At 40.8% G+C, this 22,987-nt stretch carries 24 protein-coding genes; 4 read left to right on the top strand and 20 right to left on the bottom strand.

Annotation, left to right across the window (positions count from 1 at the left end; genetic code table 11):
• Positions 1–181: 181 nt before the first annotated feature.
• From ACH8E3_RS09050 to ACH8E3_RS08965, 18 genes are all read right to left on the bottom strand, one after another.
• The gene (locus ACH8E3_RS09050) at positions 182–898 is read right to left on the bottom strand and encodes a glycosyltransferase family 2 protein (RefSeq protein ID WP_458632303.1); all 717 of its coding nucleotides are present in this window, start codon (positions 896–898) and stop codon (positions 182–184) included.
• Complete coding sequence (locus ACH8E3_RS09045; protein ID WP_458632302.1) at positions 888–1,802, bottom strand: NAD-dependent epimerase/dehydratase family protein; 915 nt, start codon at positions 1,800–1,802, stop codon at positions 888–890. The genes ACH8E3_RS09050 and ACH8E3_RS09045 overlap by 11 nt, the downstream gene beginning before the upstream one ends.
• On the bottom strand, positions 1,799–2,626 hold the full coding sequence (locus ACH8E3_RS09040) for a dTDP-4-dehydrorhamnose reductase family protein (protein ID WP_458632301.1): 828 nt from the start codon (positions 2,624–2,626) through the stop codon (positions 1,799–1,801). Before ACH8E3_RS09040 ends, ACH8E3_RS09045 begins: the two co-directional genes overlap by 4 nt.
• Positions 2,623–3,609, bottom strand: a complete 987-nt coding sequence (locus ACH8E3_RS09035) for a polysaccharide biosynthesis protein (protein WP_458632300.1) — start codon at positions 3,607–3,609, stop codon at positions 2,623–2,625. Before ACH8E3_RS09035 ends, ACH8E3_RS09040 begins: the two co-directional genes overlap by 4 nt.
• Entirely contained in the window at positions 3,599–4,693 is a 1,095-nt protein-coding gene (wecB, locus tag ACH8E3_RS09030; RefSeq protein ID WP_458632299.1) for a non-hydrolyzing UDP-N-acetylglucosamine 2-epimerase, read from the bottom strand. The genes ACH8E3_RS09035 and wecB overlap by 11 nt, the downstream gene beginning before the upstream one ends.
• Before the next feature lie 22 nt (positions 4,694–4,715).
• Positions 4,716–6,143, bottom strand: coding sequence for a glycosyltransferase family 4 protein (locus ACH8E3_RS09025; protein ID WP_458632298.1), 1,428 nt, complete (start codon positions 6,141–6,143; stop codon positions 4,716–4,718).
• A gap of 33 nt (positions 6,144–6,176) precedes the next feature.
• Positions 6,177–7,274: a CgeB family protein gene (locus tag ACH8E3_RS09020; protein WP_458632365.1), complete on the bottom strand. Its 1,098-nt coding sequence runs from the start codon at positions 7,272–7,274 to the stop codon at positions 6,177–6,179.
• A gap of 240 nt (positions 7,275–7,514) precedes the next feature.
• On the bottom strand, positions 7,515–7,853 hold the full coding sequence (locus ACH8E3_RS09015) for a hypothetical protein (RefSeq protein ID WP_458632297.1): 339 nt from the start codon (positions 7,851–7,853) through the stop codon (positions 7,515–7,517).
• Between the two features lies 1 nt (position 7,854).
• Complete coding sequence (locus tag ACH8E3_RS09010; protein WP_458632296.1) at positions 7,855–8,157, bottom strand: hypothetical protein; 303 nt, start codon at positions 8,155–8,157, stop codon at positions 7,855–7,857.
• The gene (locus ACH8E3_RS09005; protein ID WP_458632295.1) at positions 8,154–8,513 is read right to left on the bottom strand and encodes a restriction endonuclease subunit S; all 360 of its coding nucleotides are present in this window, start codon (positions 8,511–8,513) and stop codon (positions 8,154–8,156) included. The genes ACH8E3_RS09010 and ACH8E3_RS09005 overlap by 4 nt, the downstream gene beginning before the upstream one ends.
• Positions 8,503–8,790 (bottom strand): nucleoside-diphosphate sugar epimerase, encoded by a 288-nt coding sequence (locus ACH8E3_RS09000; protein WP_458632294.1) that lies wholly within the window; start codon positions 8,788–8,790, stop codon positions 8,503–8,505. The genes ACH8E3_RS09005 and ACH8E3_RS09000 overlap by 11 nt, the downstream gene beginning before the upstream one ends.
• Positions 8,791–8,896: 106 nt before the next feature.
• On the bottom strand, positions 8,897–10,207 hold the full coding sequence (locus ACH8E3_RS08995) for a glycosyltransferase family 2 protein (protein WP_458632293.1): 1,311 nt from the start codon (positions 10,205–10,207) through the stop codon (positions 8,897–8,899).
• A 19-nt stretch (positions 10,208–10,226) separates the two neighbouring features.
• On the bottom strand, positions 10,227–11,324 hold the full coding sequence (locus tag ACH8E3_RS08990) for a GT-D fold domain-containing protein (protein WP_458632292.1): 1,098 nt from the start codon (positions 11,322–11,324) through the stop codon (positions 10,227–10,229).
• Between the two features lie 41 nt (positions 11,325–11,365).
• On the bottom strand, positions 11,366–12,097 hold the full coding sequence (locus tag ACH8E3_RS08985; RefSeq protein WP_458632291.1) for a sugar phosphate nucleotidyltransferase: 732 nt from the start codon (positions 12,095–12,097) through the stop codon (positions 11,366–11,368).
• Between the two features lie 15 nt (positions 12,098–12,112).
• Positions 12,113–12,859 (bottom strand): glycosyltransferase family 2 protein, encoded by a 747-nt coding sequence (locus ACH8E3_RS08980; RefSeq protein WP_458632290.1) that lies wholly within the window; start codon positions 12,857–12,859, stop codon positions 12,113–12,115.
• A complete protein-coding gene (locus ACH8E3_RS08975; protein WP_458632289.1) occupies positions 12,856–13,755 on the bottom strand; it encodes a glycosyltransferase family 2 protein in 900 nt (299 codons plus the stop codon). Before ACH8E3_RS08975 ends, ACH8E3_RS08980 begins: the two co-directional genes overlap by 4 nt.
• 25 nt (positions 13,756–13,780) lie before the next feature.
• Positions 13,781–14,593 carry a glycosyltransferase family 2 protein gene (locus ACH8E3_RS08970; protein WP_458632288.1) on the bottom strand — a complete coding sequence of 271 codons (813 nt, stop codon included), beginning with the start codon at positions 14,591–14,593 and terminating at the stop codon, positions 13,781–13,783.
• A 194-nt stretch (positions 14,594–14,787) separates the two neighbouring features.
• Positions 14,788–17,310, bottom strand: a complete 2,523-nt coding sequence (locus tag ACH8E3_RS08965) for a WIAG-tail domain (protein WP_458632287.1) — start codon at positions 17,308–17,310, stop codon at positions 14,788–14,790.
• Positions 17,311–17,495: 185 nt separating this feature from the next.
• Between ACH8E3_RS08965 and ACH8E3_RS08960 the strand changes: the two genes are divergently transcribed.
• Together ACH8E3_RS08960 and asd are read left to right on the top strand one after the other, a co-directional pair.
• Positions 17,496–18,581: a YheC/YheD family endospore coat-associated protein gene (locus ACH8E3_RS08960; RefSeq protein WP_458632286.1), complete on the top strand. Its 1,086-nt coding sequence runs from the start codon at positions 17,496–17,498 to the stop codon at positions 18,579–18,581.
• 102 nt (positions 18,582–18,683) lie between these two features.
• Entirely contained in the window at positions 18,684–19,490 is an 807-nt protein-coding gene (gene asd, locus ACH8E3_RS08955) for an archaetidylserine decarboxylase (protein ID WP_458632285.1), read from the top strand.
• Here the strand turns inward: asd and ACH8E3_RS08950 are convergent.
• Positions 19,487–20,344 (bottom strand): SDR family oxidoreductase, encoded by an 858-nt coding sequence (locus ACH8E3_RS08950; protein WP_458632284.1) that lies wholly within the window; start codon positions 20,342–20,344, stop codon positions 19,487–19,489. The genes asd and ACH8E3_RS08950 overlap by 4 nt on opposite strands.
• A 20-nt stretch (positions 20,345–20,364) precedes the next feature.
• Positions 20,365–21,150, bottom strand: a complete 786-nt coding sequence (locus ACH8E3_RS08945) for a helix-turn-helix domain-containing protein (RefSeq protein WP_458632283.1) — start codon at positions 21,148–21,150, stop codon at positions 20,365–20,367.
• Between the two features lie 208 nt (positions 21,151–21,358).
• On the opposite strand from ACH8E3_RS08945, the gene ACH8E3_RS08940 reads away from it, so the two are divergent.
• Together ACH8E3_RS08940 and ACH8E3_RS08935 are read left to right on the top strand one after the other, a co-directional pair.
• Complete coding sequence (locus ACH8E3_RS08940) at positions 21,359–22,654, top strand: aminotransferase class I/II-fold pyridoxal phosphate-dependent enzyme (RefSeq protein ID WP_458632282.1); 1,296 nt, start codon at positions 21,359–21,361, stop codon at positions 22,652–22,654.
• 128 nt (positions 22,655–22,782) lie between these two features.
• Positions 22,783–22,899 (top strand): YjcZ family sporulation protein, encoded by a 117-nt coding sequence (locus tag ACH8E3_RS08935; protein ID WP_458632281.1) that lies wholly within the window; start codon positions 22,783–22,785, stop codon positions 22,897–22,899.
• The last annotated feature ends 88 nt before the right edge of the window (positions 22,900–22,987 follow it).

Genomic DNA, 22,987 nt, shown 5'->3' with positions numbered 1-22,987 from the left:
CTTATTTAACACATTATAGAATGCTCTTTTGTCTTAATTGCTATGCTGGAAAGGTTTTGCACTCATTAAAGTACTTGTTTATTGAGCACTATATAATAAAAAATTAAAAAAGCGGATTCGCAGCATATCATCGCTGCGAACCCGCTTGGAATCATTAATGTTCCATTAGTAATTCTAATCTTTATCCTCCCTTCGAAGCAATCAACCTGCGAAGGGAAGACTGATATCTTATTTGCGTTTCGTGTAGTTCTTTTTCAATCGTTGTCTGATGTCTGATCGTTCCCATGTTTGGATGCCATCGATATGCCGTTTGACATTGATTCAAATAATGGAGAGAATATCCGCTTAGAATAACTCTGTACCATAAATCGATATCATGTGTATAACGTAACGCTTCATTAAATAGACCCACAGAACGAACAATATCTTTTTTAAACATGATTGTACAACCATTTATAGGATTAGCCCCTAGTAACGTTGTATACAGTTCAATCTCCGTATAGGGATGAATACCCGCTGTATGTTGGGTAATATGACTGGATCCATTAATGATATTAAAGTTCGTATGAGAAATAAATGACTGATTCTCATGCATGAACATTAACTGTTCTTTAATCTTATTTGGATATAACATATCATCTGAGCTCAACCACACAATGTAATCACCTGATGCATTTCTTATCCCATGATTCAAAGCGCTTGCGGTTCCACCGTTACTCTTACCAAGATAATATATATGAGAAAGATACGGCTTCAGCAATGGGGCATACTGCATTGAACCATCATCTACGACTATAATCTCTATATTATGATACGTTTGTGTGAGGGCACTCTCTACAGCTTGTGGAATGTATGGATCATTGAAGAACGGAATAACAATCGTCACTTTAGATGTCATGACTCTCCACTCCCTCATATCGATAATAATGAATAATATCTTGCATAGATTGTATGAAATCTTGGGTCACTGTCCAACCTAGCTGTTGTAGCGCATGAGATGATGATGTGACCGTAGATGGTTTGATGTCATTTCCATATTCCAAATGAATGGGCGTATCGGTCATACTCATCAATTGTTCCGTGATGCTACCTAATGATCTCTCAACACCCGAGCATACAGGGTATACCGTACCAGGTACTCCAGAAGTAAGAATCGTTGCATAAGCGCGGACGGCATCTCTAACATCTAAGAAGTCCCTCGTCTCCGATATGGAGCTTAGTCTGAACTTAGGTTCAACAAGTCCCTTTTCCACATTTACAATATATTTGGCAAATAATGAACATATACCAGCTGAAGGTCCCGGTCCGATGAGATTACTCGGTTCAGCCAGTACAATTGATTGTTTGAATAAAGACATCCAAGACTGCGTCGCCAACATTTGCATGGTCTTGCTGAGGCTATAAGGATGAGGGGGTTGCGGAGTAGAACTACCCTCAAATTGGAGTCTAGAACCTATAATAAGAATGCGGCTCTTCGGAAATAATCTCATAGCGTCCAACAGATATAATGTAGCCAACACATTCGTCTGCATATATAACATCGGTTGTTCCCAAGATTCCGCTACGGAGACTTTTCCTGCTAAATGTAATACTTCATCCGGATGAACTTCTGCTATTAATGATTGAACATCATTCGGATTCGTTAAATCACAGATTTTCACTTCAATAGAAGAATGGAATTTCACCATATCTTTATTCCGGACAACTGCAACGACATGGTAATCCGCTTCCGAGAAATAACGACATGCATGCCTTCCTGTAAATCCAGAAGCACCTGTAATCAGAATTGTTCTCTTCTTCATGTCATTTTGATCCAATATGCTAATTCCTTTAGCATTAAATCATAAGAAGCTGGCTCATATTCTAGATCTGTACGCGTACATAATAATGTTCTATCTTGAACCATGTCACTATTGGGTACAATTTGTACGACGGATGGATTCCAATGCGTACGAAATCGTTGTAAAAGATCATACTTACGAATAGGTTGCGACTGTGCAAGATGGATCAATCCTGAAATGTTCTTTTCAATAAATACATCTATTGCTTTAGCTAATTCTAATGTCGTCACACCGTTCCACATTACATTACAATAGCCTAATATGGCACCTTGTTGTAACATATACCAATTGTACAGACCTATTCCATTCCTACGTACTTCTGGACCTATTATCGATGTTCTGATCGTAAGATGACGCTCGGAATGAATTTCGCCTAATGCTTTAGATCTAGCATAGACACTGACCCCATCAGGTGGCTCCATTTCTGTATATCTACCTTTTGTTCCTAGGAATACACAATCCGTACTGATATGAATGAGTCTAGCCTCATATTGATCTGCTAGTTCGCGAAGTCGATGGGGGAAAATGCCATTCATATCGTACGCTTGAACAGGATCTTTCTCTGCATATTCATTTAGAATTCCTACTGCATTTATGATGACATGAGGTCGAAGCATCTGGATCAGGTGTTGTAACAAATGATTATCACTCAGATCAATCATAAGACCATTATTATCCATACTATCACGTGTGGTATAGAACACGTGATGACGTCCTTGCCTTTGGAAGTATTGCACAAGCATATGACCTGCCATGCCATTCCCACCTAGAATGAGGATTCTCATTCTAGAAATCCTCCTTGAATTAGAATCTCCTTTATCTCTTCTTTGTTCATCAAGTTATCTTCGGAACTGAAGCTACTAAATGGAACAGCTGGGTACTTCTTATAATGTAATTTCAATCGAGGGATATCTACCGTTGGCAGAATGACTAGGTATTGTTCATCATATACAACCGTTGTTTTACTCTCGAAATCACTCATTAGTATTTCATGAATCTTCTCGCCAGGTCGAATGCCTGCTTCGATAATTTGAACGTTCTGATGTCCTGAGGCTTCAATTAGAACCTCAGCTAGGTCGACAATACGACAGGTAGGCATCATCATCACAAACGTCTCACCACCAATACTCTCTTCACAAGCCTTGAACAACAGCGTTATCGCTTCTTTGAGCGTGAGGAAGAATCTCGTCATGTTTAGATCTGTAATTCGTACTTGCTTCTTCTTCTCAATCTGATCTGTGAACAAATGTACTACACTGCCATTCGTCCCGAGCACATTACCTCCTCTTACACACACGAATTCTGTCTGTGAGCGTAATAAGTTAGCATACACGATCAACTTCTCACCAATTGCCTTAGTTAACCCATAAAAGTTAGATGGATTCGCGGCCTTATCCGTTGAAATATAGATTACTTTCTTCACATGATTCTCAATAGCTACTTCAATAACATTTTGAGTGCCTACCACATTTGTCTTTAATGCTTCATACGGTTGTTCTTCGCAGACCGGAACATGCTTGAGCGCAGCCAAATGGAAGATATAGTCCACCTCTTGGCATGCCGCTGTTAAAGCATCCTTATCCCGAATATCCCCAATAAAGAATCTCAGCCGCTTATCCTCGAATGAACGATTCATAGCTACTTGCGTTGATTCATTTCGTGAGAATATGATAATTTCTTCAGGATTTTGCGGAAGGAGTTGACGAATTAATTCATATCCCCAAGAACCGGTTCCACCAGTTACCAAAACACGTTGATTATTGAACATCTGAATTCCCTCCTAATAGAAATTTAACAACCTTATAACTTACATCCTCAACTAAATATCCTTGCGGGCATACCCAACGATGAGGCAGATTCATCATCATTGTGACTGCATCAACAATTCCCTTGGCATGTACACCGGAGACAATGTTACTCCCACAATCAACCGTCTCAGGTCTTTCTGTCGAACGTCGTATCGTAACGGCAGGGACATGCATGATACAGCATTCTTCTTGCACGGTTCCACTATCTGTAATCGCACAACAGGCATTCTTCTCTAATGTGATGAAATCAAAGAATCCAAATGGTTCATGGAACTCTACAAGTGGATGCATCACCAATTGAAGGTCCTTAGATATACGTGATCGCGTGCGAGGATGAATGCTACAAATAATTCTCAATCCATACATTTGCGCTACACCATTTAATCCTTTCATAATTTCAAGGAGCTGTGGAGAACGATCGACATTCTCCGCCCGATGCATCGTTGCAATGAAGTATTGCTGTGGCTTCAAATTTAATCTATGGATGACATCACTCTTATTGATATCGTCCTCATAATATTTCATCACTTCATAGATGGGATTGCCTGTTAATATGATCCGATGATCTGGGAACCCTTCTTTTCTTAAATGTTGTTTACTCTGTTCTGTATAAGGCATATTGATGGAGGATATGGCATCGATCACCTTGCGATTCTTCTCTTCTGGCACATCAAGATCGAAGCAACGATTACCCGCTTCCATATGCACAACAGGAATACCTAATCTTTCAACTAGAATGGCACATAATGCACTGTTCGTATCTCCTAGCAACAACACTTTATCAGGCTTTTCTTGTATAAGAACTTCCTCAAGCCGTGCGAACATACCCGACAGTTGCCCACCTAGTGTGGTTTGCTGTGTATTCAACATATAATCAGGTGTACGAATGTTTAATTCTTTGAAGAACAAGTCACTTAGACTGGCAGTGAAATTCTGGCCAGTATGCACCAGTATATGATGTGTGGCATAACGATCTAACAACGATATAATGAGACTAAGGCGAATAATTTCAGGTCTCGTACCTAAGATCGTCATAATCTTCATATGCTCACTCCCTCGTGTTTCATTATTTCTTTTTTGTCTTTCTACGAGCACCAATCTTTCTTTTCCTTCTAACCTTCACTTTTTTAAGTTTGAATTTCTTTCGTACTCTGATCTGTTTTTTTCTACGCACTTTTCTATGAAGGCGTAATTTCTTTCGCTGGTTACGCTTCGTTCTCTTTTTCCTTGTAGGCTTCTTTTGTTCCAATGCATGATGCACAGTTATCTCTGTTTCTTCAGGTTGATGATGCGGTAAGAACCACCCTGGATACTGATGCATCCAAATCGCGATCATCTGCTGTAAACGTGCGTTGTATTGATCTTCACCGAAAAAAGATTGAACAAGTTCACGGCTCTTTCCACCCAGATTAACGCCCAAGTCATCCATAGCTAATAACTGACATACTTTACTGCTCAGTTGCTCCGTGTTCCCAGGCTCCACCAAATATTCTCTCATTTGTGCTATTTCTAGAATTTCACACAATCCACCAGATGAGAATGCAACAACAGGCTTTGCATATAACATTCCTTCCAGTGCAGTCAATCCAAACCCCTCTTTCACGATGCTTGGAACGACAACGATATCCATGGCACAATAAGCCGCCTGAACAGATTCTTCATACGCTATAAAGGCGAAATTCTTTTCTTTTTGCGAATCTCTAATGATGCTTTGACATTCATATAAATAAGCTTCATCCATGGGTGTTCCAATAATTAGGAATCTTGCCATTGGTTCTATATTTAACACTTCTAATGCCATTTCAATGAAATAATGCAGACCTTTTTCCTGACTTAGATAAGAAGATATATAACCTACCAATTTATGATTCTTGTTCAGATGGAGAGCTTTCCTCTTCTGCTCGCGGAGTTCTAAAAAGACATTTTTATGGAGCTTCTTTTCATCCAAGGAAGGATATAAAACAGTTAGCTTCGATTGAATTACTTCCTGTGGAAAACAAGAAGTTACCGCCTCAGAGATGCTAATTATCCAATCGCTATAACGATCAATTAAACTCACAGCTATAGGAGTGAATTCATTGGCAGCTATCATCTCCGTTACCTTCCATACGATTGGAATTCTAAGCTCTTTTGCAGCCATGGCTGGTAGAATGTGAACACATGTGTTCGTTAAGATCATATCTGGCGATTGACTTAGAATGAATTGTTTTAGTGATCCATACGCTTGCGTATCTTTTAGACTTTCCACTTGCTGCACCAGATTCCACGTAGGTGTATACATCTCATATACTAAAGGAAGTGGTAATTCCACTACGTTCACTCCTAATTTTCTTGCTTGCTGCGTTAACTTACCCTCATTGGGTACCACAAGTGTACAATCGAACATGGCTGACAGCTGTGTACAGAAGAATAGGAGTAGCTTCTCTGCGCCAGTAATACTATTTGCATTAGCTACATGTGAAAAGATTAGAACTGTTAATCTATGATGTGACACGGAACCTATTCACCTCCTATTCCCTAGCGATGACTAGCTAAAAATAATATTTAGCATCTCATTCAATCTATTCACGTAGGTATGATCCTTCACTGTACGCTTCAATGCGTTCAGGGCAATCTCGCATCGTTCTTTCTCATGCGTTAAGTAGAAATCTACTTTGTCTAGCAACTCCTGCTGACTTGAATACGTCTCAATTTCAACTCCCGGTGTATAATACCGAGTTAAATCGTCCCGCTGATCAACCAACTGTAAGGTAGCACAAGCAGATATTTCAAAAGTCCTCGGATTAGGCGATATGCCTGAAATCTTCAACATATTGTTATTCACCGAATCATCCAGGTGAGAGCGATGTAGATTCAATATGATCTTACTCCCACTGTATACCTGAGAAGTCTCTATCGGTTCCATCCACTTTCCTACCTCGATTTGAGAACTGTATTCTTGATACCTAGGTAGACGATCCCACCATATCCCATTAATCATCATATTTTTGGTCATCAACTGAGGTAATATGGGATGAAGATATTCGATTCGATTCCAATACGCTGAACCAATGAAACTAATATCTCTTCGAATGGGAGATAGCATTGTAGTGGGCCTATAATGTTCTAGATGAGCAGCAAAAGGAAGATGATGAACGCTTGGACAACCCATCTGACGATAATAGAATACGGTATTTAATTCTAACGTGAATACGTGGTCATAATGATGAACTAATCGCGTTGTGATGTCGGTATAATAGGGATCATCAGTAAGCCAAATGGCTGTCTGAATGCCATGTTGTCTAATCGCATCAACGTGTTCAACAGGAACATCCATGCCATCTAAGATCAACGTTAAATCTGGCATCATCGATGTAGCGATTTCTACAATGGGCTGTCTAGGATCAGTAATGGTTACTTCTGCCACCATACGCTGCAACGTATGAATGATAGCTTCATCTAATGGCGAGTATGGATATCCTTTGCCCGATGAAACATATAGAATTCGTAATGGGCGTTGCGGTACGGGTTCGAGTGGTATATTCATGATTGCGTTAGCTCTTCCACGCAAGTAACCCTCATCATGACCTTTTGTAAATCCCTCTTCTAATTCTCTGAATCTCGCTTCTTCCTCAGGATGGATGATTGCTTTTTTCTTTAGGCTCTTTCGACTTCTCACGACAACCCTCACTCCTTCTAATCCATCTATGATAAATGCAATATTCTACGGTCTGTATAGGTATATGCGAGAACAGTTAACGTATCATGGACAGCTACCCGCTTCGTATAAAATTGGCTTTTGTCCTTCTTGTATCTTGGCTTTCTTAGACGACAAAAAAGCCGCATAAATGCAGCTATCAAAGAAGTTACTCGTCTCTATTGAAGGTTATTGCGATTGATACTCTAATTGATTCCCATCTTCAAAACCTTTGGCAAATCCAGAATTGAATCCTTTGTTATACGCTTCCTCATAGTTATCTGTATGGACTATATTCGGCTCTGTCTGTTTGGATAAGGCTTTCACCGATCTACGATTAGATTTAGAATGGCCAGCTTTACGTCGTTTTCGTTTAACATATAATTGATGTTTCTTTTTTAATCGAATTAATTTCAATCGGTTATGACTTCTTTTACTCTTTAACTTTTTCCCTTTTATAACTTTAGATTTACGTGTAGTAAGCACCTTTTTTTGTTTTTTTCTAGATTTCACTGTGTGTTTAAGCATTCTAATATACCTCCTGTTCTCCTCGGGCTACAACGTTATCTATGATATAATCTGCATTCAACCAGGGTGATGTAGGAGTTCCGTATTGTTTACGGTGTATGGAGATGCCCGATAGCATCTCACACATTGCATGTTGAAGCTTGGTCATCATGACCATATTCTCAGAGAGGTGAGCAGCTACCTTCTCTGATTGGACTGGCACATCTGCCATACTAGCTAAGATACGTGCCAGAGATTCTTGACTATGTGCAATGGACATCATCATGGCAATCTTCGCTTCTTGCACGCCATGCGATGCACTCATTTATCGTAATCTCCCGCATCCAGTGATTCGTCACCACCACCGAACAAGTTGCCGAATCCATTCTCACTTGAGTCTTCACCACTCTCATCTATCAATATCGCTTTGAGGTTGCTAGATAAGCTGCTCTGCATCTTCGTTATGGCTTCTATTAATTCTACTAATTGATCATGTATGAGAATAGGTTCCTTTAACTGATCCTCGTGGTTCTTGAAATCTGCTGCATTCACATGATTGATCGTCCAGTTCCGCACTTTTTCGGATTCCACCGCTTTGGCTTCCAAGATCATCGCAATGTTCCACTGCATTTTGACGGCGGCATCCAAGATTTGCAGATAGGCTTCTTCCCTACTCTTCATCTGACGTACCCATTTCCTTCATGACTTGTGTTAAGCTCTCGGCTATGGATTCTTCCAATTCTGCAATACTGTTTAAGTAGGATATGATACTTTTATTGACACGACTAGAGCTTTCGATAATTCCATCTACACCTTGGAAATCAGGATTCGCATCTGGGAGACTATGAACAATTTGAGACATACGTACAGCGACATGTCGCTGAGAGTCTATGACACGAGCCATTTGTTGATGCGAATGGGATATATGCGTAACCATTTCCGTAATTTTATTCTGCATATTTAATCTCCCCTTTTATAGAAACATGCCGTATCGAGGGCTTACTAACACTAGCCTGCTATAACATATGCCACGGCGAACATGACAGTGCCGGGCTTATGCCTATCTATAGGAGATCCGATTGAATATGAGTTCTTGGAAGAATCGGTAACCCTTCTACCCATTGTTCCCATTGTGCCTCTGTAACTTGCTTAATGACCCGTCCTTCACAACCCCAACTAAGCAACGCATAATCCGTTAACCACTCTCTACGAATCCCGTTATCGATTTGAGCTAATGTCCCTTCGGGTGATCGTACATAATAAATATAATAGGGATATCCATCTGAAGTAGATAAATACTTCTCATTGAAGCAAATCTCATCTACACTCAAAGGTCTACCTTCAGGGATTTGTCTAATCTCAAGTTGAGAAATACGTATAACTGACGCTTCCACTTGGCCTGTAACCAGATGTTTGACACCACGATTTAGATAATATACGGCTTCGTTTAATCCTTTTATGAAAATATGTGTAGGATAGAACTGAGAATAACAAATTTCATGAAGACTGGAATCACTTCCTTGTAAATATGAGTTCACTTGTTCGATTCGCCCATCCAGTGAGCCCCACTTCTTATGAAACAAGGATTCATTCGCTATATTTACTTTATGAAACATGTCTTCACTAAGGCTTTTCATACTGACACTACCGTAATGATGGATAAAAGAGTCACCCGCAATGATCAATCTATACCCTAGTAATCTGACACGCACAATCCAATCCTCGTCCTCGAAATTACCGACTTGATAACCTTCATCCAAATAACCAACATGATGGAATAGTTCACGTCTAAATAATAGACAGAAGCCCACTAATCGCTTCGTTTCTATCCATTTGCTCGGGTCATGAACATTATGCTGTGTAGCAAATGCCCACATATGATCCACATGCTCATAAGGAACTTCTATTTGTTGTGGACCGCCGATATAATTCGTGACCGGTCCTACTACGCCTATCTTAGGGTCACTTAATAAGCAGGTAAGGAGAAGTTCTAACCACCCTTTTCCCACCAATATGTCGTTATTGAGCAATAGAATTGTTGTCCCCTTTGCCATCATTAATCCGGTATTGATTGCACCGGCAAATCCTAAGTTCTGCTTATGAATCCAGCACCTAATCGTCTTATTTCGTTGTTGCAAATATTCAGCAGTACCATCATCCGAAGCATTATCTACCACAATTAATTCATATGGAGTAGTCGTATTCTTTTCTATGCTGTCAATACATTGGATAAGATAATCCCTCTGATTATACGTTGGTATAATGATGCTAGTGCCTTCGAATACATTGTTGTACGACTGTTGACCTGCCTTCATTCCTTCTGCATATCCTTTGTTGTAACCTCGATTATAACGCTCCCATTTTTTTGAATACATGAGTTCTTAATCACCTGCCTTATTGAAAAGGAACTTCATTTGCAATTAATTTATTGGCTAGATGCCCACAATCTAACGCTACTCTTCCCATTTGCGTTGCAATTCTTTCGCAAATAATAACGGCGGGTATCCCCGCGGATACTAATGCAAGGTCGAAGTCATATGATCTGATCGAACACATCACTTCCTCAATATGAGAGATCCCATTCACTGGCGATACTACACCTACAATATGAATATTCTCTTGGGCAAGTCTATCGGCAAGAGACTGTGCTGAATTCCCCACGATAATCACTCTTCTATTACGAAGCAAAGGGGCAAATAGTTTACACTCATTCAACTCATAGTTCAATGTAGAACTCGTCATTCGTAGCATACGATATGGAATACTAAAATATTGAAGCACAGGAAACAATAGACCCTGGAAAGTTGGAAATCTTGATAATGGCACACCTATAATATTCGCTTGTCTAATAGACATGACCAGTTGTTGTCTTCCAGCAATATCCGTCATATTATAACCAGCTTGAGGTAGAAAAGGTCCCCATTTCATCGCTTCTTCCACAGATAGTACCGTACCCGCTGCCAGTGCAAGTAACTCGCCATCTCCTAATCGAACGATAGATAATGGTCTCTTTACATTCATAGCTTCTTGCATTTCTTCATATACAGCGTACGCTGTTAACAATGCCATGAATGAAGGTGATAGACTACGAACACCCGCTGCAATGACATCATCACATGTCAGTTCCGGAAGAATGGTGTGGGGAGGGATATGTGCAAGAACACGTGCCTCCCCACCCTCGTAATACCCTGTATGATATCCTGCCTGATAATCTTCTACGTTCGACTGCGCTTTCTCCACTTCCACCCCAACCTCAACCTCAGATGGGTCCGTTGAATACCCTAAGTTGGATGAATCTTCTATTACATGTGAAGGGATTCTTGATGGCTTAGAAGATTTCTTCTTGCGAAGAGATGGATACCGTTTTCTAGATACATGGCTTTTCATTTTCTTATGAAATAATTTCTTGGAGGATGTCGGCTTAATGTTACGCTGTTTATGTCTCTTTCTCTTATCATTTCCGTTTGCTAACCTTGGTAGGATTGATGGCATTCCATCTCCTCCTTACGAATAATCGAAGCATTCTTAACATTTCACGGTTTGATGTCCCGCATCTTTAACCCAGCTTCCCTCAAAGAATCAAACGTGCCTGCATCACTCCACCATTGTTGTAAAATATCATATTGAAGTGCTTGATTATTAGCATATATATTATTGACATCTGTGATCTCTAGTTCTCCTCTATCCGATGGTGTCACTTGGTCAATCAGATCAAATACAGCATCATCGTACATGTATATTCCTGTTACACAATAACTACTTTTCGGGTGTGTTGGCTTTTCTTCGATATGTGAGATCAATTTGGCGTTGTCCTTATCAAACACGGGTACACCATATCTTCGCGCATCCTGAACAGGTTTCAGTAGGACTCTAGCACTTCCCGTTGATTGTCGTTCAAATCGTTTCACATAAGGTGTCAAATCATCCATAAATAAGTTGTCCCCTAGCAAGACTACAAATCTCTCTCCTAGTGGGATGAACCCTTGAGCTAATTTCAATGCCTGCGCAATGCCTCCTGCTTTTTCTTGTATTTTATAGGTCAAGGTTACACCGTATCTCTCTCCACCACCCAAGAATTCCGTATACAGACCCGTCGATTGCTTGCCTAATATAATAAGGATATCTACGATGCCAGCCTGTCTAAGGCGCTCGATACCGTAACAGATCATGGGATGCTTACCTACAGGAAGTAGATGTTTGTTTAACAACTGCGTTAAGGGATACAATCGACTCCCCGTTCCACCTGCCAATATAATACCCTTCACGTCGATTCTCCTCCTTTAGGATTGAACTATAAATTGATGTGGATTAACATGCCATTTGTCGATAAAAAGTTGATGGTTACGCTGAATAAGTTCTTGCCATCCATCAGGATATAATAGCTTGAAGCTAGCACTTCCTACATGGTGTACTAGTACATCCCCGCAAGCGATGAGCTTGTAACCATGAGCCCTAGCTCGAAAACAGTAATCATCGTCTTCATAATGTCCTGGTGAAAATTGCTCATCCAATAGTCCAACTACATTCATGAGTTCTCTTCGCAATAAGAAGCATAATCCTACTATTCTTTCCGTCTTATGCCATATTAAAGGATCAGAAATATTCCATTTCCGTGCTAATGCATGAAATTGTTCTGAATTCTCGTATACATAATCCACTCGTTGTATGCCACTTACATACCTTGTCATAGGCCCTACAATTCCTATTTCGTCTTCACTGTATAGTGCAATCAACATATGATCCAACCAGTGATGTGAGACGATCACATCGTTGTTCAATAGAACCACTTGGTCCCCGCTTGCCACCGACATTCCTGTATTACAAGCTATAGGAAATCCCAAGTTCTCAGGTAGGGAGATGAATATCAACGATTCCTTTAGACAATATGCCAACGTCTCATCTGTCGAACCGTTATCCACCACGATAATCTCGTATGGCACAGCGGTATACTGTCGAATGGCATCGATGCATGGCGCTAACAAATGTAATCCATTGTATGTGGGAATAATAATGCTAGTTAAGCTCATGCACCGTTCCTCCTCTTCGCAAGATCAGACCTGGATTCATTGGGCATGTATAGTGTCTTCCCAATCAACTTAATTACCGTGTCCAGTGCCTCTAAGTGGTCACCAATAATGAGCTGTGTTACATCATTACCTACAGCTACGTTGTGTTGCCTGATGCGATTACGAGTAATGACATTAACTTGATGAACCGCAGCTACCTTAAGTCCTTTCACAATCGCTAACGCTTGAGCTTTAGGTGGCACCATCAACGATAGTACACCTACTGCTTGAATCGCTCTTCTAGAAAGAGCATGAGGAATCGCTGTCATAGAGTTCGCCATCAAATCTCGTCTTCCTAATACTTGGTTTAGAAATCTTTTACAATGCGTGACCTGATCTTGTCTGGCGAACGGCGGAAGCAGTGAGGTGATATCGTTCAACGCCACATCCACTCCTTGGTCTACAGCGATTAGAAATGGCATGAGTTCGCTTGCTGGAACGAGCATATCCCCATCGATATATAGGACAATATCAGCCTTTGTTAATTTAGTTCCTATCACCCGTCCAACATCATGCCCAATCGCTTCTGGATAATGGATAATGATAGCCTTTGGGTAACGCCTTGCTATTTCAAAACTCTGATCCGTACATCCGTTCAACACGACTATAACTTGGCATAGGGGAAGCTTATCCATTTCGGATAATATGGAACCGATGGTATCTTGTTCATTACACACGGATATCACTACGCTTGCTGAACGTGCTAATGTGGATACATCTTCACATGGTTCATCTTTATTTCCTCGTACTAGTCGAACAGATCTACGTTTTTGTGGTGCTGTGTAGTTATATTTTAATTTCTTTCTTAATCTCTTTCTCTTTGTATTTGCTCCTTTTCTTACTTTCGTTCGTTTCATCTTGACAAGTCTCTTCCTCATGTGTTCACCTCACCTTATGTCGCAATCGATGTAAGTCCGTGAAACCACCACGTGAACCTTTCTCTTGCAGTAACCAGGAGATAGCTTCCATATGATCCCCTGTGATCAGTCGTTCTAATGGATCGGGTATAGCTCTAGTTAGACGACGCGGATTCAGCTTGCCCACATGAATGTTATGAACGGCTTGGATCTTTAATCCTTTGGATTGCGCTATCGTTAGAGCAAGTGGTGGTATGGCGAGATGAGTTACACCGATCTCATGTAATGCTCTACGGCTTATAGCATGGGGAACGGTTGTCATAGATACGCCACTAAGATCTGCACGTCTTAACATAATATTCAGAATATGCTTGGACACAATGACACGATGCACTGGAGATCGATGAAGTGGGCCTAGGTATTCATTCAGTGCAACGTCTATTCCAGACAGAACAGCTTGAACGAATGGAGCTAGTTGTAAAGAGGGTATGACCATATCACCATCCACAAATAACAGTACCTCCCCCTTGGCTATTTGTGCACCGACATATCGTCCTACATCATGCCCTAAAGGATACTCATCATGAATAACGATAGCTCCACATTGTGCGGCGATTTTTTGCGTTCCATCTGTGGAACCACTGGCTACTACAATGACTTCTGTGCGTGGATGAACATGGAATGCTTCTTGAATAACTGCACCTATCGTTCGCCGTTCATTCAGAGCTGGAATGATAACAGATACGACAGGTTCATGATCATTTGTAAATACGCGTCTTCTCTGCTTGACAGTTCTTTGGGGTCGACTTCTAGAGTGGGATCTCCTTGTTATACTCATCGCTTAGCACCTCACACATTTCAAATGGGTTAGCATGACGCTCTTCATCTATTCACATTTTATGTTGCATCCATCCCACGGTAACGGCTTATGTACATTCGTGAAGTAAATAGCTTGCTGTTGCATGCAAATAAAGCGCGGAATCTATCATCCGCGCTCATACTAAATATATATAGTTCATGATGGTTCTTTGGTTACATGGTTGCACCTATAGCTATCCAAGAGACACAACCGATTCCAACCTCAGTAACCTGTTGCCTTGTCACTTCAATTATAGCTGAATCGTTCAGTTGAGATTTCAACGATGCATAGAAGTTTCGATCATTACACATCGCAACAATGACATAACCGGTATGCTCAAATGCTTGTTCAAACGAAACATTTACTTCCATGTCACGCTCTTCATCTATAAATTCGAAAGTGCATATTCCGAACTGTTGCATAGCAGGAACGCTGGTCGAGGTAACTACAGGTGTATATGCTAAATGTGATAAGCTGACGCTATGATCAGCAAGTTTCGAAGCGCTCACCGCACCATCAGATATACTCTCAGCGACTACGGACGCAGTCTGTATATGCTCTGTCGAAATAGCTCCTTTTTTCAAATGTGCCCCATCTATGCTCTCCAATCGAATGATACGTCCATCCACGGAATCCGAAGTTATCTTTTCTCCAGTCACTGCACCGTTTTGAATACTTTCCGTCGATACAGCGCCTTGAGCTAACTGCTCATAACCTACAGATTGTTGTGCAAGTTTACCCTGTGTAATACTGCCATCGGCTAGCTTGGATGTCGTTACTGCCGACTCACTTATCTTATCCGTTGATACACTCTCTGGGGAAAGCTTAAGGGATGTGACCACATGATCACCTAAGTGTTGAGAAAGAACAGACTTCGAACAAATATGCTGCCCTTTTATTGAAGATGATGCGATTTTTGTCGCCGTTATCGATTCATCTTGGATAAGAGACGATCCAATACTTAAAGGCTGGACATGTCGAGAAGAGATCGAACCATTCACTAGATGACTATCCTGAATGGACTCCTTTTGAATTGCAAGACCGTTTACACTATCTGCCGAAATGTGTTGTTCACGGATAGCGTCGTTGGCAATATTATGAGATTGTATGCCTTCTTTGGCTATTTTACTAGACGTGATTGTAGATTCTGCCAATTTATCATTCGTAATGTTTCCTTTAGCAAGTTTGTCAGTAGTCACACTATTCGTTGCCAACGTTCGTCCTGATACCACCTCGACACCTAAATGGAACTCTTTAATGATTTCATTACATAATTTATTAGCAGTGACTGAAGCGTCCTTGATATGTTGTTCGCAGATCGATTCTTCTGCAATATGCTGGGATGATACCACATGATGATCAAGGTGACTCGATTTAATCGCACGGGTAGCAATCTGATGCCCTTGAACTGCTAACTTTGCAAGATGTCTTGTCTGAATAGCTTCATCAACGATTTTGGCTCCGATAATACTTTGATCTGAAATCTTTGAAGTTGTAATGGCCTGATCGATCATTTGTGTGGTTCCTACAGATTGATCCGTTAGCTTTACAGAACTGATGCTATGATCCGCAATATGATGAGACCTTATCACGCCATCACTCATGTGCTTACTCTTGATCGCTTCATGTTCTATGTGCTCACTTCGAACGGAATTACTTGCTAGTTGAGCTGAGTCTACGGCACCCTCTACAATATGTCTAGCGTACACCGAGCCCTGAGCTAATTGCTCTGGACCAATGCTTTTACGTATAATCTGGTCTGTTCCTATACACTCTGGCACAAGATGATATGGCATAATGACAGATCTCTGTATATGCTTACCTTCGATGCTTCCTTCATGTATTTTATTTCCGATTACTGCACCATCACGAATCTTGGACGCGGTCACAGACAGATCAGCCATCTTTGAATTGTCCACTACCTCATTTGCTAGATGGGTTGTTTGAATGGCGCTGTTCTGAATTTTCTCACCCGAGATGGCTTGATCCTGTAACAGCGAACCTCCAATACTCATGTGACTTAAATGCCTGCTTTGAATCGAGGAATCCGCGATTTTGTTCGCATCGATTGTTCGGTCACTTAACTTCTCCGAGCTAATACTGCCATCCTTTAACTTAGCACCACTGATCGCCTGATCTCCGATATGATCTGACCCAATCGCTCCATGAAGAACATGTGCTGCATGTATGGAACCAGGCGCAATCTTAGTTGAGATAACAGCCCCTTCTGACAGATGAATGCTTTGGACCACATGATCCTGTAATAGATCGCTATTGATACTACTAATCTGTATCTTGGATGTGTCAATCGCTCGCTGAGCAATTTTATCCGATGTCACCGCACCTTGTGTTATATCATCTGAATATATAAATGCGTTTTTCTGCTTAGGATGTTGCTTATCCATAATTCTTTTTTCGATTGTATCCTTTTCAATATAAGATATATCCACAACTTCTTCTACCTGATGTACTAGTACTGGTTCTTGTGTGAAAGATTCAGTAATAACCGTTGGAATTTCCTTTGTACTTGGTGGTGTTAGCGTAGATGTTCCTGAATGGATTCTTAGTTCTAATTGATTCTGTTCGGAGACTGATTTGGATTTGTCAATTAGATTCAATTCATGTTTGTTCGGATCATCTACATAAAACAGAGGTCTTTTCCCTTTACTCATTGTTCTTTTTTTGGGCTTATTCAATGCATTAATCTCCTTCCTGCTATCTATCGTCATTAGCATCTTATGCACTAAGATAGGCCTTTGTCACAGGAGAACGAATATTATGCTATCTACTTAGAACAATCGTCCATACCAATTCCATGCTTCATAAGTACACTATATAAAGACATGTTTATGATTCGAATATCAGACAAGGAGGTGTGGTCATGCAACAGCAATATGTAGGTATTCTGCTTAATGCAAGCATGTACCGTGGTATACCTCGTCGTAAAACGGGTCAAGAATCTATAACTAATTATGAAGAGGGCGCTCAGTTATATGGATTGACTCCTTGTTTCCTAAGGTTAGAAGATATCCATTTAACAACAGGACGATGTGTCGCTTATGTACGAAATAAATATGATTATGTTCGAATGAATCTCCCCATTCCCAGAGTAATTCATAATAGGGCCATATACTTCACTCAGAACGCACATCTCAAAATAAATACATTAGTCGCTCAAGGATATATTCTGTTCAATTCTTGTAACCGTTATGGCAAAGATGATGTCCATCGTCTATTAGCTTCTAGTCCAGCATTATCTAGGTTGCTTCCCAATACTCATATTGCCACCCCAACCACTATTCGCAGCATGATGAAACAATATAACGATATTATTCTAAAACCATGCAGCGGAAGCATAGGTCAGGGTATCATGCGTCTTCATTACCTTCATTCCACATGGAGACTTACCTATTCCATATCGCCCGGTACTGGGGGTTGGGTTACGAAGAGTCTCACTCCAGAACAACTGCCTCCGATCGTGTTACGCCGTATATCCCGCGTCCCTTTTCTCATTCAACAGCGTATCTCTCTGGCAGAATACCAAGGAAATCCTTATGATCTACGTGTCACGGTGCAACGCGGTATACAAGGTCAGTGGGCTATAACAGGGATGTATGCAAAGGTAGCCTTATCAAATCTCTTCGTCTCCAACATTGCACAAGGGGGTGTCGCTTATCCTGTAGAATCCATTCTTCAGGATAGTATTACGACATATTCACCATTCTACTTGATCCGTAACATTGAACAGATTTGTTTACAAATGGCTTGGAGGTTGAGCATCCATCTTCCATGGCTTGCTGATGTAGGGATTGATATTGGATTAACTGCGGAGGGTGTTCCATATTTCATTGAATGTAATGGACGTGATCAGCGCTACGGGTTCCGAAAAGCGAATATGCTGTCTACATGGAAAGATTCATATTATCAGCCTATGGCTTATGCACGTTATTTAATAGATAAGCAATGATATGTCCCTTCGTGGGGTTCGCTATAAGAATCCATTGATTTAACATCTAATCTATGCCAGTATATTACAGAGCGAATATGAACCCCTGAAGGGAGAATAACAATGGCAAAAAAAATACTTCGATTGATGACGGAACTCTCTTCAAGAAAATCAATATCCCAAATGATGGGACGTTTTTCTCATAGCAGCGTAAGTAGATACGTCATCCCAACATTTATACGTAACTATCATATACCCGCATCTGAAGCGGAAAAAGACATTAGTGAATATCGAACTCTGAATGAATTCTTTACGCGTCGTCTGAAACCGGGTATGAGACCCATTGATTCTGGTGAACATTCTTTAACGAGTCCAGTAGATGCCACAATCACAGCAATGGGTGATATTTCGTCAGGTACGATACTAAATGTAAAGGGCCAGAATTATACAGTAGAGGAGATCCTTCATCATTCTCCTCATCTGGAACTCTATAAGAACGGTTATGTATTTGTTCTTTATCTAAGTCCAACGGATTATCATCGGATTCACTCTCCTGTGACAGGCGTTCAAACAGAGAGCGAGCATATTAAAGGACGAGTATACCCTGTAAATGATTTCGGCATGACACATATGCCGTCCGTATTAAGTCGTAACGAGAGACTGATTACGTACATAGCACATTCATGTGGAGAAGTGGCTGTTGTCAAAGTAGGTGCGATGAACGTCAGTAGCATTCAATATACAGATGCGACTGTGAATGCATGGCGTAAAGGTGATGATTTAGCTTATTTCGAATTCGGATCAACGATTGTCCTTCTGATGGAGAATGGTACATTTCATGCGCGAGAAGATCTTAAACCTGGAGATGCCGTTCGAATGGGACAAAGCCTTGGTGAACTGCATGCTACAACACAAGTCCATCATTCTTAAGATTTTTTGTTCAATAAATAGCGTATTATCGCCTGGAACCAACGATCTGGCAGCATTTGTTTCGTAAACATCGTTATTGTGGTTGCTTTTGGGATTCGATAACGAAAAGAAGGGGAAGACATTGTGGTGATTTTTGCGATAAGTCGAGCGACATCCAAAGGATCACCACTATCTTTCGCAGTTCGTTCTGTATATTGAAGAATACGATTCAGAAGCTGTTTATATGGTGAATCTGATGCATGGTGTAATTGAGAGAAGCTCTTTGACCAGATAGACGTTCCGTAAGCCCCAGGCTCTACCAACACAACATCAATACCGAACTGCTTCACTTCCATAGCAAGGCTCTCACTAAACCCTTCTACGGCAAATTTAGATGATGCATATGGAGCTAAGCCAGGAAATCCAACTACCCCACTTATGCTACTCATTTGAATGATACGTCCCTTTCTGCCTTTTCTCATTAATGGGAGTACCGCTTGAGTCACACAGACCATCCCTATGAAATTAACCTCGAACTGCTCCTTCCATACTGCAAGCGATACCTCTTCAATCATACCTCCAAAAGCTGCACCTGCATTGTTAACCAATATATCCAGCCGACCATATTGATCTTCTATTCTTTTCACAACAGCATGCACCTGTTCTTCATTTCTCACATCCAACGCGATGACTTCAATGAAGGCTTCCACACCTGCGATTTTAGCAGCCTCCATTAATGGATCTTGATCCTCTACGCTACGCATCCCCGCAACGACACTGAATCCTTTTCTTGCGAGTTCCAAACAGATCAGAAGGCCGAAGCCACTCGAACATCCTGTTATTAGTGCAACCTTTTCAAGTCTAATCTTAGTCATCTTTATTTCCTTCCCCACAATTATCTAATTTCTGACGGATTATGACCCGTATATTGTTTGAATTGTCTACTAAAAAAGAAGATATCCCGATAACCCAATGTGATAGCTACCTCTGTCACATTCATCCCTGCATATAGGAGTAAGTGCTGTGCACGCTCGATACGCGTCTTAATCATAAATGTTTGAACAGATATACCGATAATCTCTTTGAATTTGCTGGAGAAATAACGGGTGGATAACCCGGCACGCGCAGCTAGATCATCAACACGATGTGGAACACCTGGGTGTTGCTGTAGGTAGTTCGCGATCTCATGAATGACCTCTGACAAATGATTACTCACCTTTTTCTCCTTAGGCTCATCACGATCTTCACGCAATAAATGGATCATCAACTGCTTAAGAACGAGCTGACCTTCATCCTTTGCAGCATAAGTTGGCACCAGAAATAACCTTACGTATCGGGCTAACATATATTCAAAATCTACAGTGTCTCGAATGATGCGATAGGGATTAGGAATATCGGTTATTGGTTCCAATACGTCAAAATGTATATAACTTAAGATTAATGGTTTCTGTGGGTTATGAATTGCACGGGTATGATCCCCTGGTCGGAATAAAAAGCAACTTCCTTGTCCAATGTCATATGATTTATTATTTCTTACAAGTGTACCTTCACCGCTCCAGACATAGAACAAGTCATAATTGGGCAGTCCTTTCTCTCTATATTGCCATTTCCATGTAGGCTCACATACAATTTTGGCTAAAGATGGTTTAATCTCGAACGAAGATGGTGCGGCATATAGCATGTCCAATTCCCCCCCAATGTACAATCCAACTACTTCATACCTAACATTTTGGCATTCTCTCATTCTATTTGTTCATTCATTATACTATAATCCTAGAATTGATCGTGATTTAGTAATTGTCAGTGACTGTTCTCTCACTAGGTGGTATAATATGTCCAGCTAAATCGGAAGAATACTCATATTATACAAACTTGGAAGGATGGACGGTATGAACCAACTTGCTGGACAGTTAAATGAGAATATAAAGACTGGAAATAAGCATGTGTACGACATGTTATCAACACTTGGGAGGGAAATTTATTTCCCTAAGGAAGGTATTCTTAGCCAATCTGCTGAAGCATCTGCGCACGCTAAGAAATATAATGCGACGATTGGAATCGCCACAGAAGGCGGAATTCCTATGCATTTAAAGGTTATTCAAGACAAATTATCCGCATTCCAACCTAAGGATCTGTATACTTATGCCCCTCCAGCAGGTAAGCCGGAACTTCGAAGTGCATGGCGGAACAAGATGCTGCAAGAGAATCCTTCCTTGCATAATAAGTCATTCGGTCATCCTGTTGTTACGAATGCATTGACACACGGTCTTAGCATTGTAGCAGACTTATTCGTTAATGAAGGCGATGCGGTCATCTATCCAGATAAGAACTGGGAGAATTATGAGTTAACATTTGGCGTACGTCGCCATGGCAACATCGTTAATTATCCGTTGTTTACAGAGGATATGTCATTTAATAGTGCTGGACTGAAAGAAGCTATATTCGCTCAAAAAGACAAAGGTAAAGCCATTGTTCTACTCAATTTTCCTAACAATCCAACAGGTTACACGCCAGGACTTCAGGAAGGCGAAGAGATTGTGGCTGTCATCCAAGAAGCTGCAAATGCAGGAATCAATATTGTTGTCATAACCGATGATGCTTACTTCGCACTTTTCTTCGAAGATTCTATGAAGGAATCACTATTCGGTAAGCTATGCGATATTCATCCGCGCGTACTGCCGATCAAAATAGACGGAGCAACGAAAGAAGAATTCGTATGGGGGTTCCGTGTTGGATTCATCACTTTTGCTTCGGAGAATGCGAATGTACTCGCAGCTCTTGAACAAAAGACACTTGGTATTATCCGTGCAACGATATCCAGTGGACCACACCCTTCTCAGACCTTCGTGCTCGAAGCACTGAATGCACCTGAATTCACAGCACAAAAAGAAGAGAAATTCCAAATCATGAAGCGTCGTGCTAATCGTGTAAAGACATTGCTCGATAATGAAGATTACCGTAAGGTATGGGATTATTATCCGTTTAACTCAGGATATTTCATGTGCCTCAAATTAAAGACCGTCAAAGCTGAAGCCTTGCGTATCCATTTGATTCAACAATACGGTGTAGGAACGATCGCTTTGGGAGAGCATGATTTACGAATTGCCTTCTCATGCATTGACGAAGAATACTTGGAGGATTTATACGAATTAATTTATAAAGGTATTCTGGATCTACAATCCTAATCTAGCATAATCGCCTATCCATTCCTTCTTTTTTAATTTAATGGGGTAATACCCACGCATCGATTTCCCTTTTGACATAGAATACCGTGTAGTACAGAAACACAACATGTTGCGAAAGGGGAATGAATATGAGCGGAGTAGAAGAGGTAAGAGGCGGTTGTGGCGGATACGGAATGTTTACTAGCACTGGTGCAATCTTGGTATTATTCATCTTGTTGGTTATTATCACTAAATCCTTCTGGTAATAATTTAAATCTGTAGTCACTCGTGATTATTCAAAAAGGGGCTGTCCCATAAGTCATGAAAATGGCTAGGGGCCCCTTTTTTTGTATG

Source organism: Paenibacillus sp. CMAA1364 (assembly GCF_054373195.1).
This window is presented reverse-complemented; position numbering and strand designations above follow the sequence as displayed.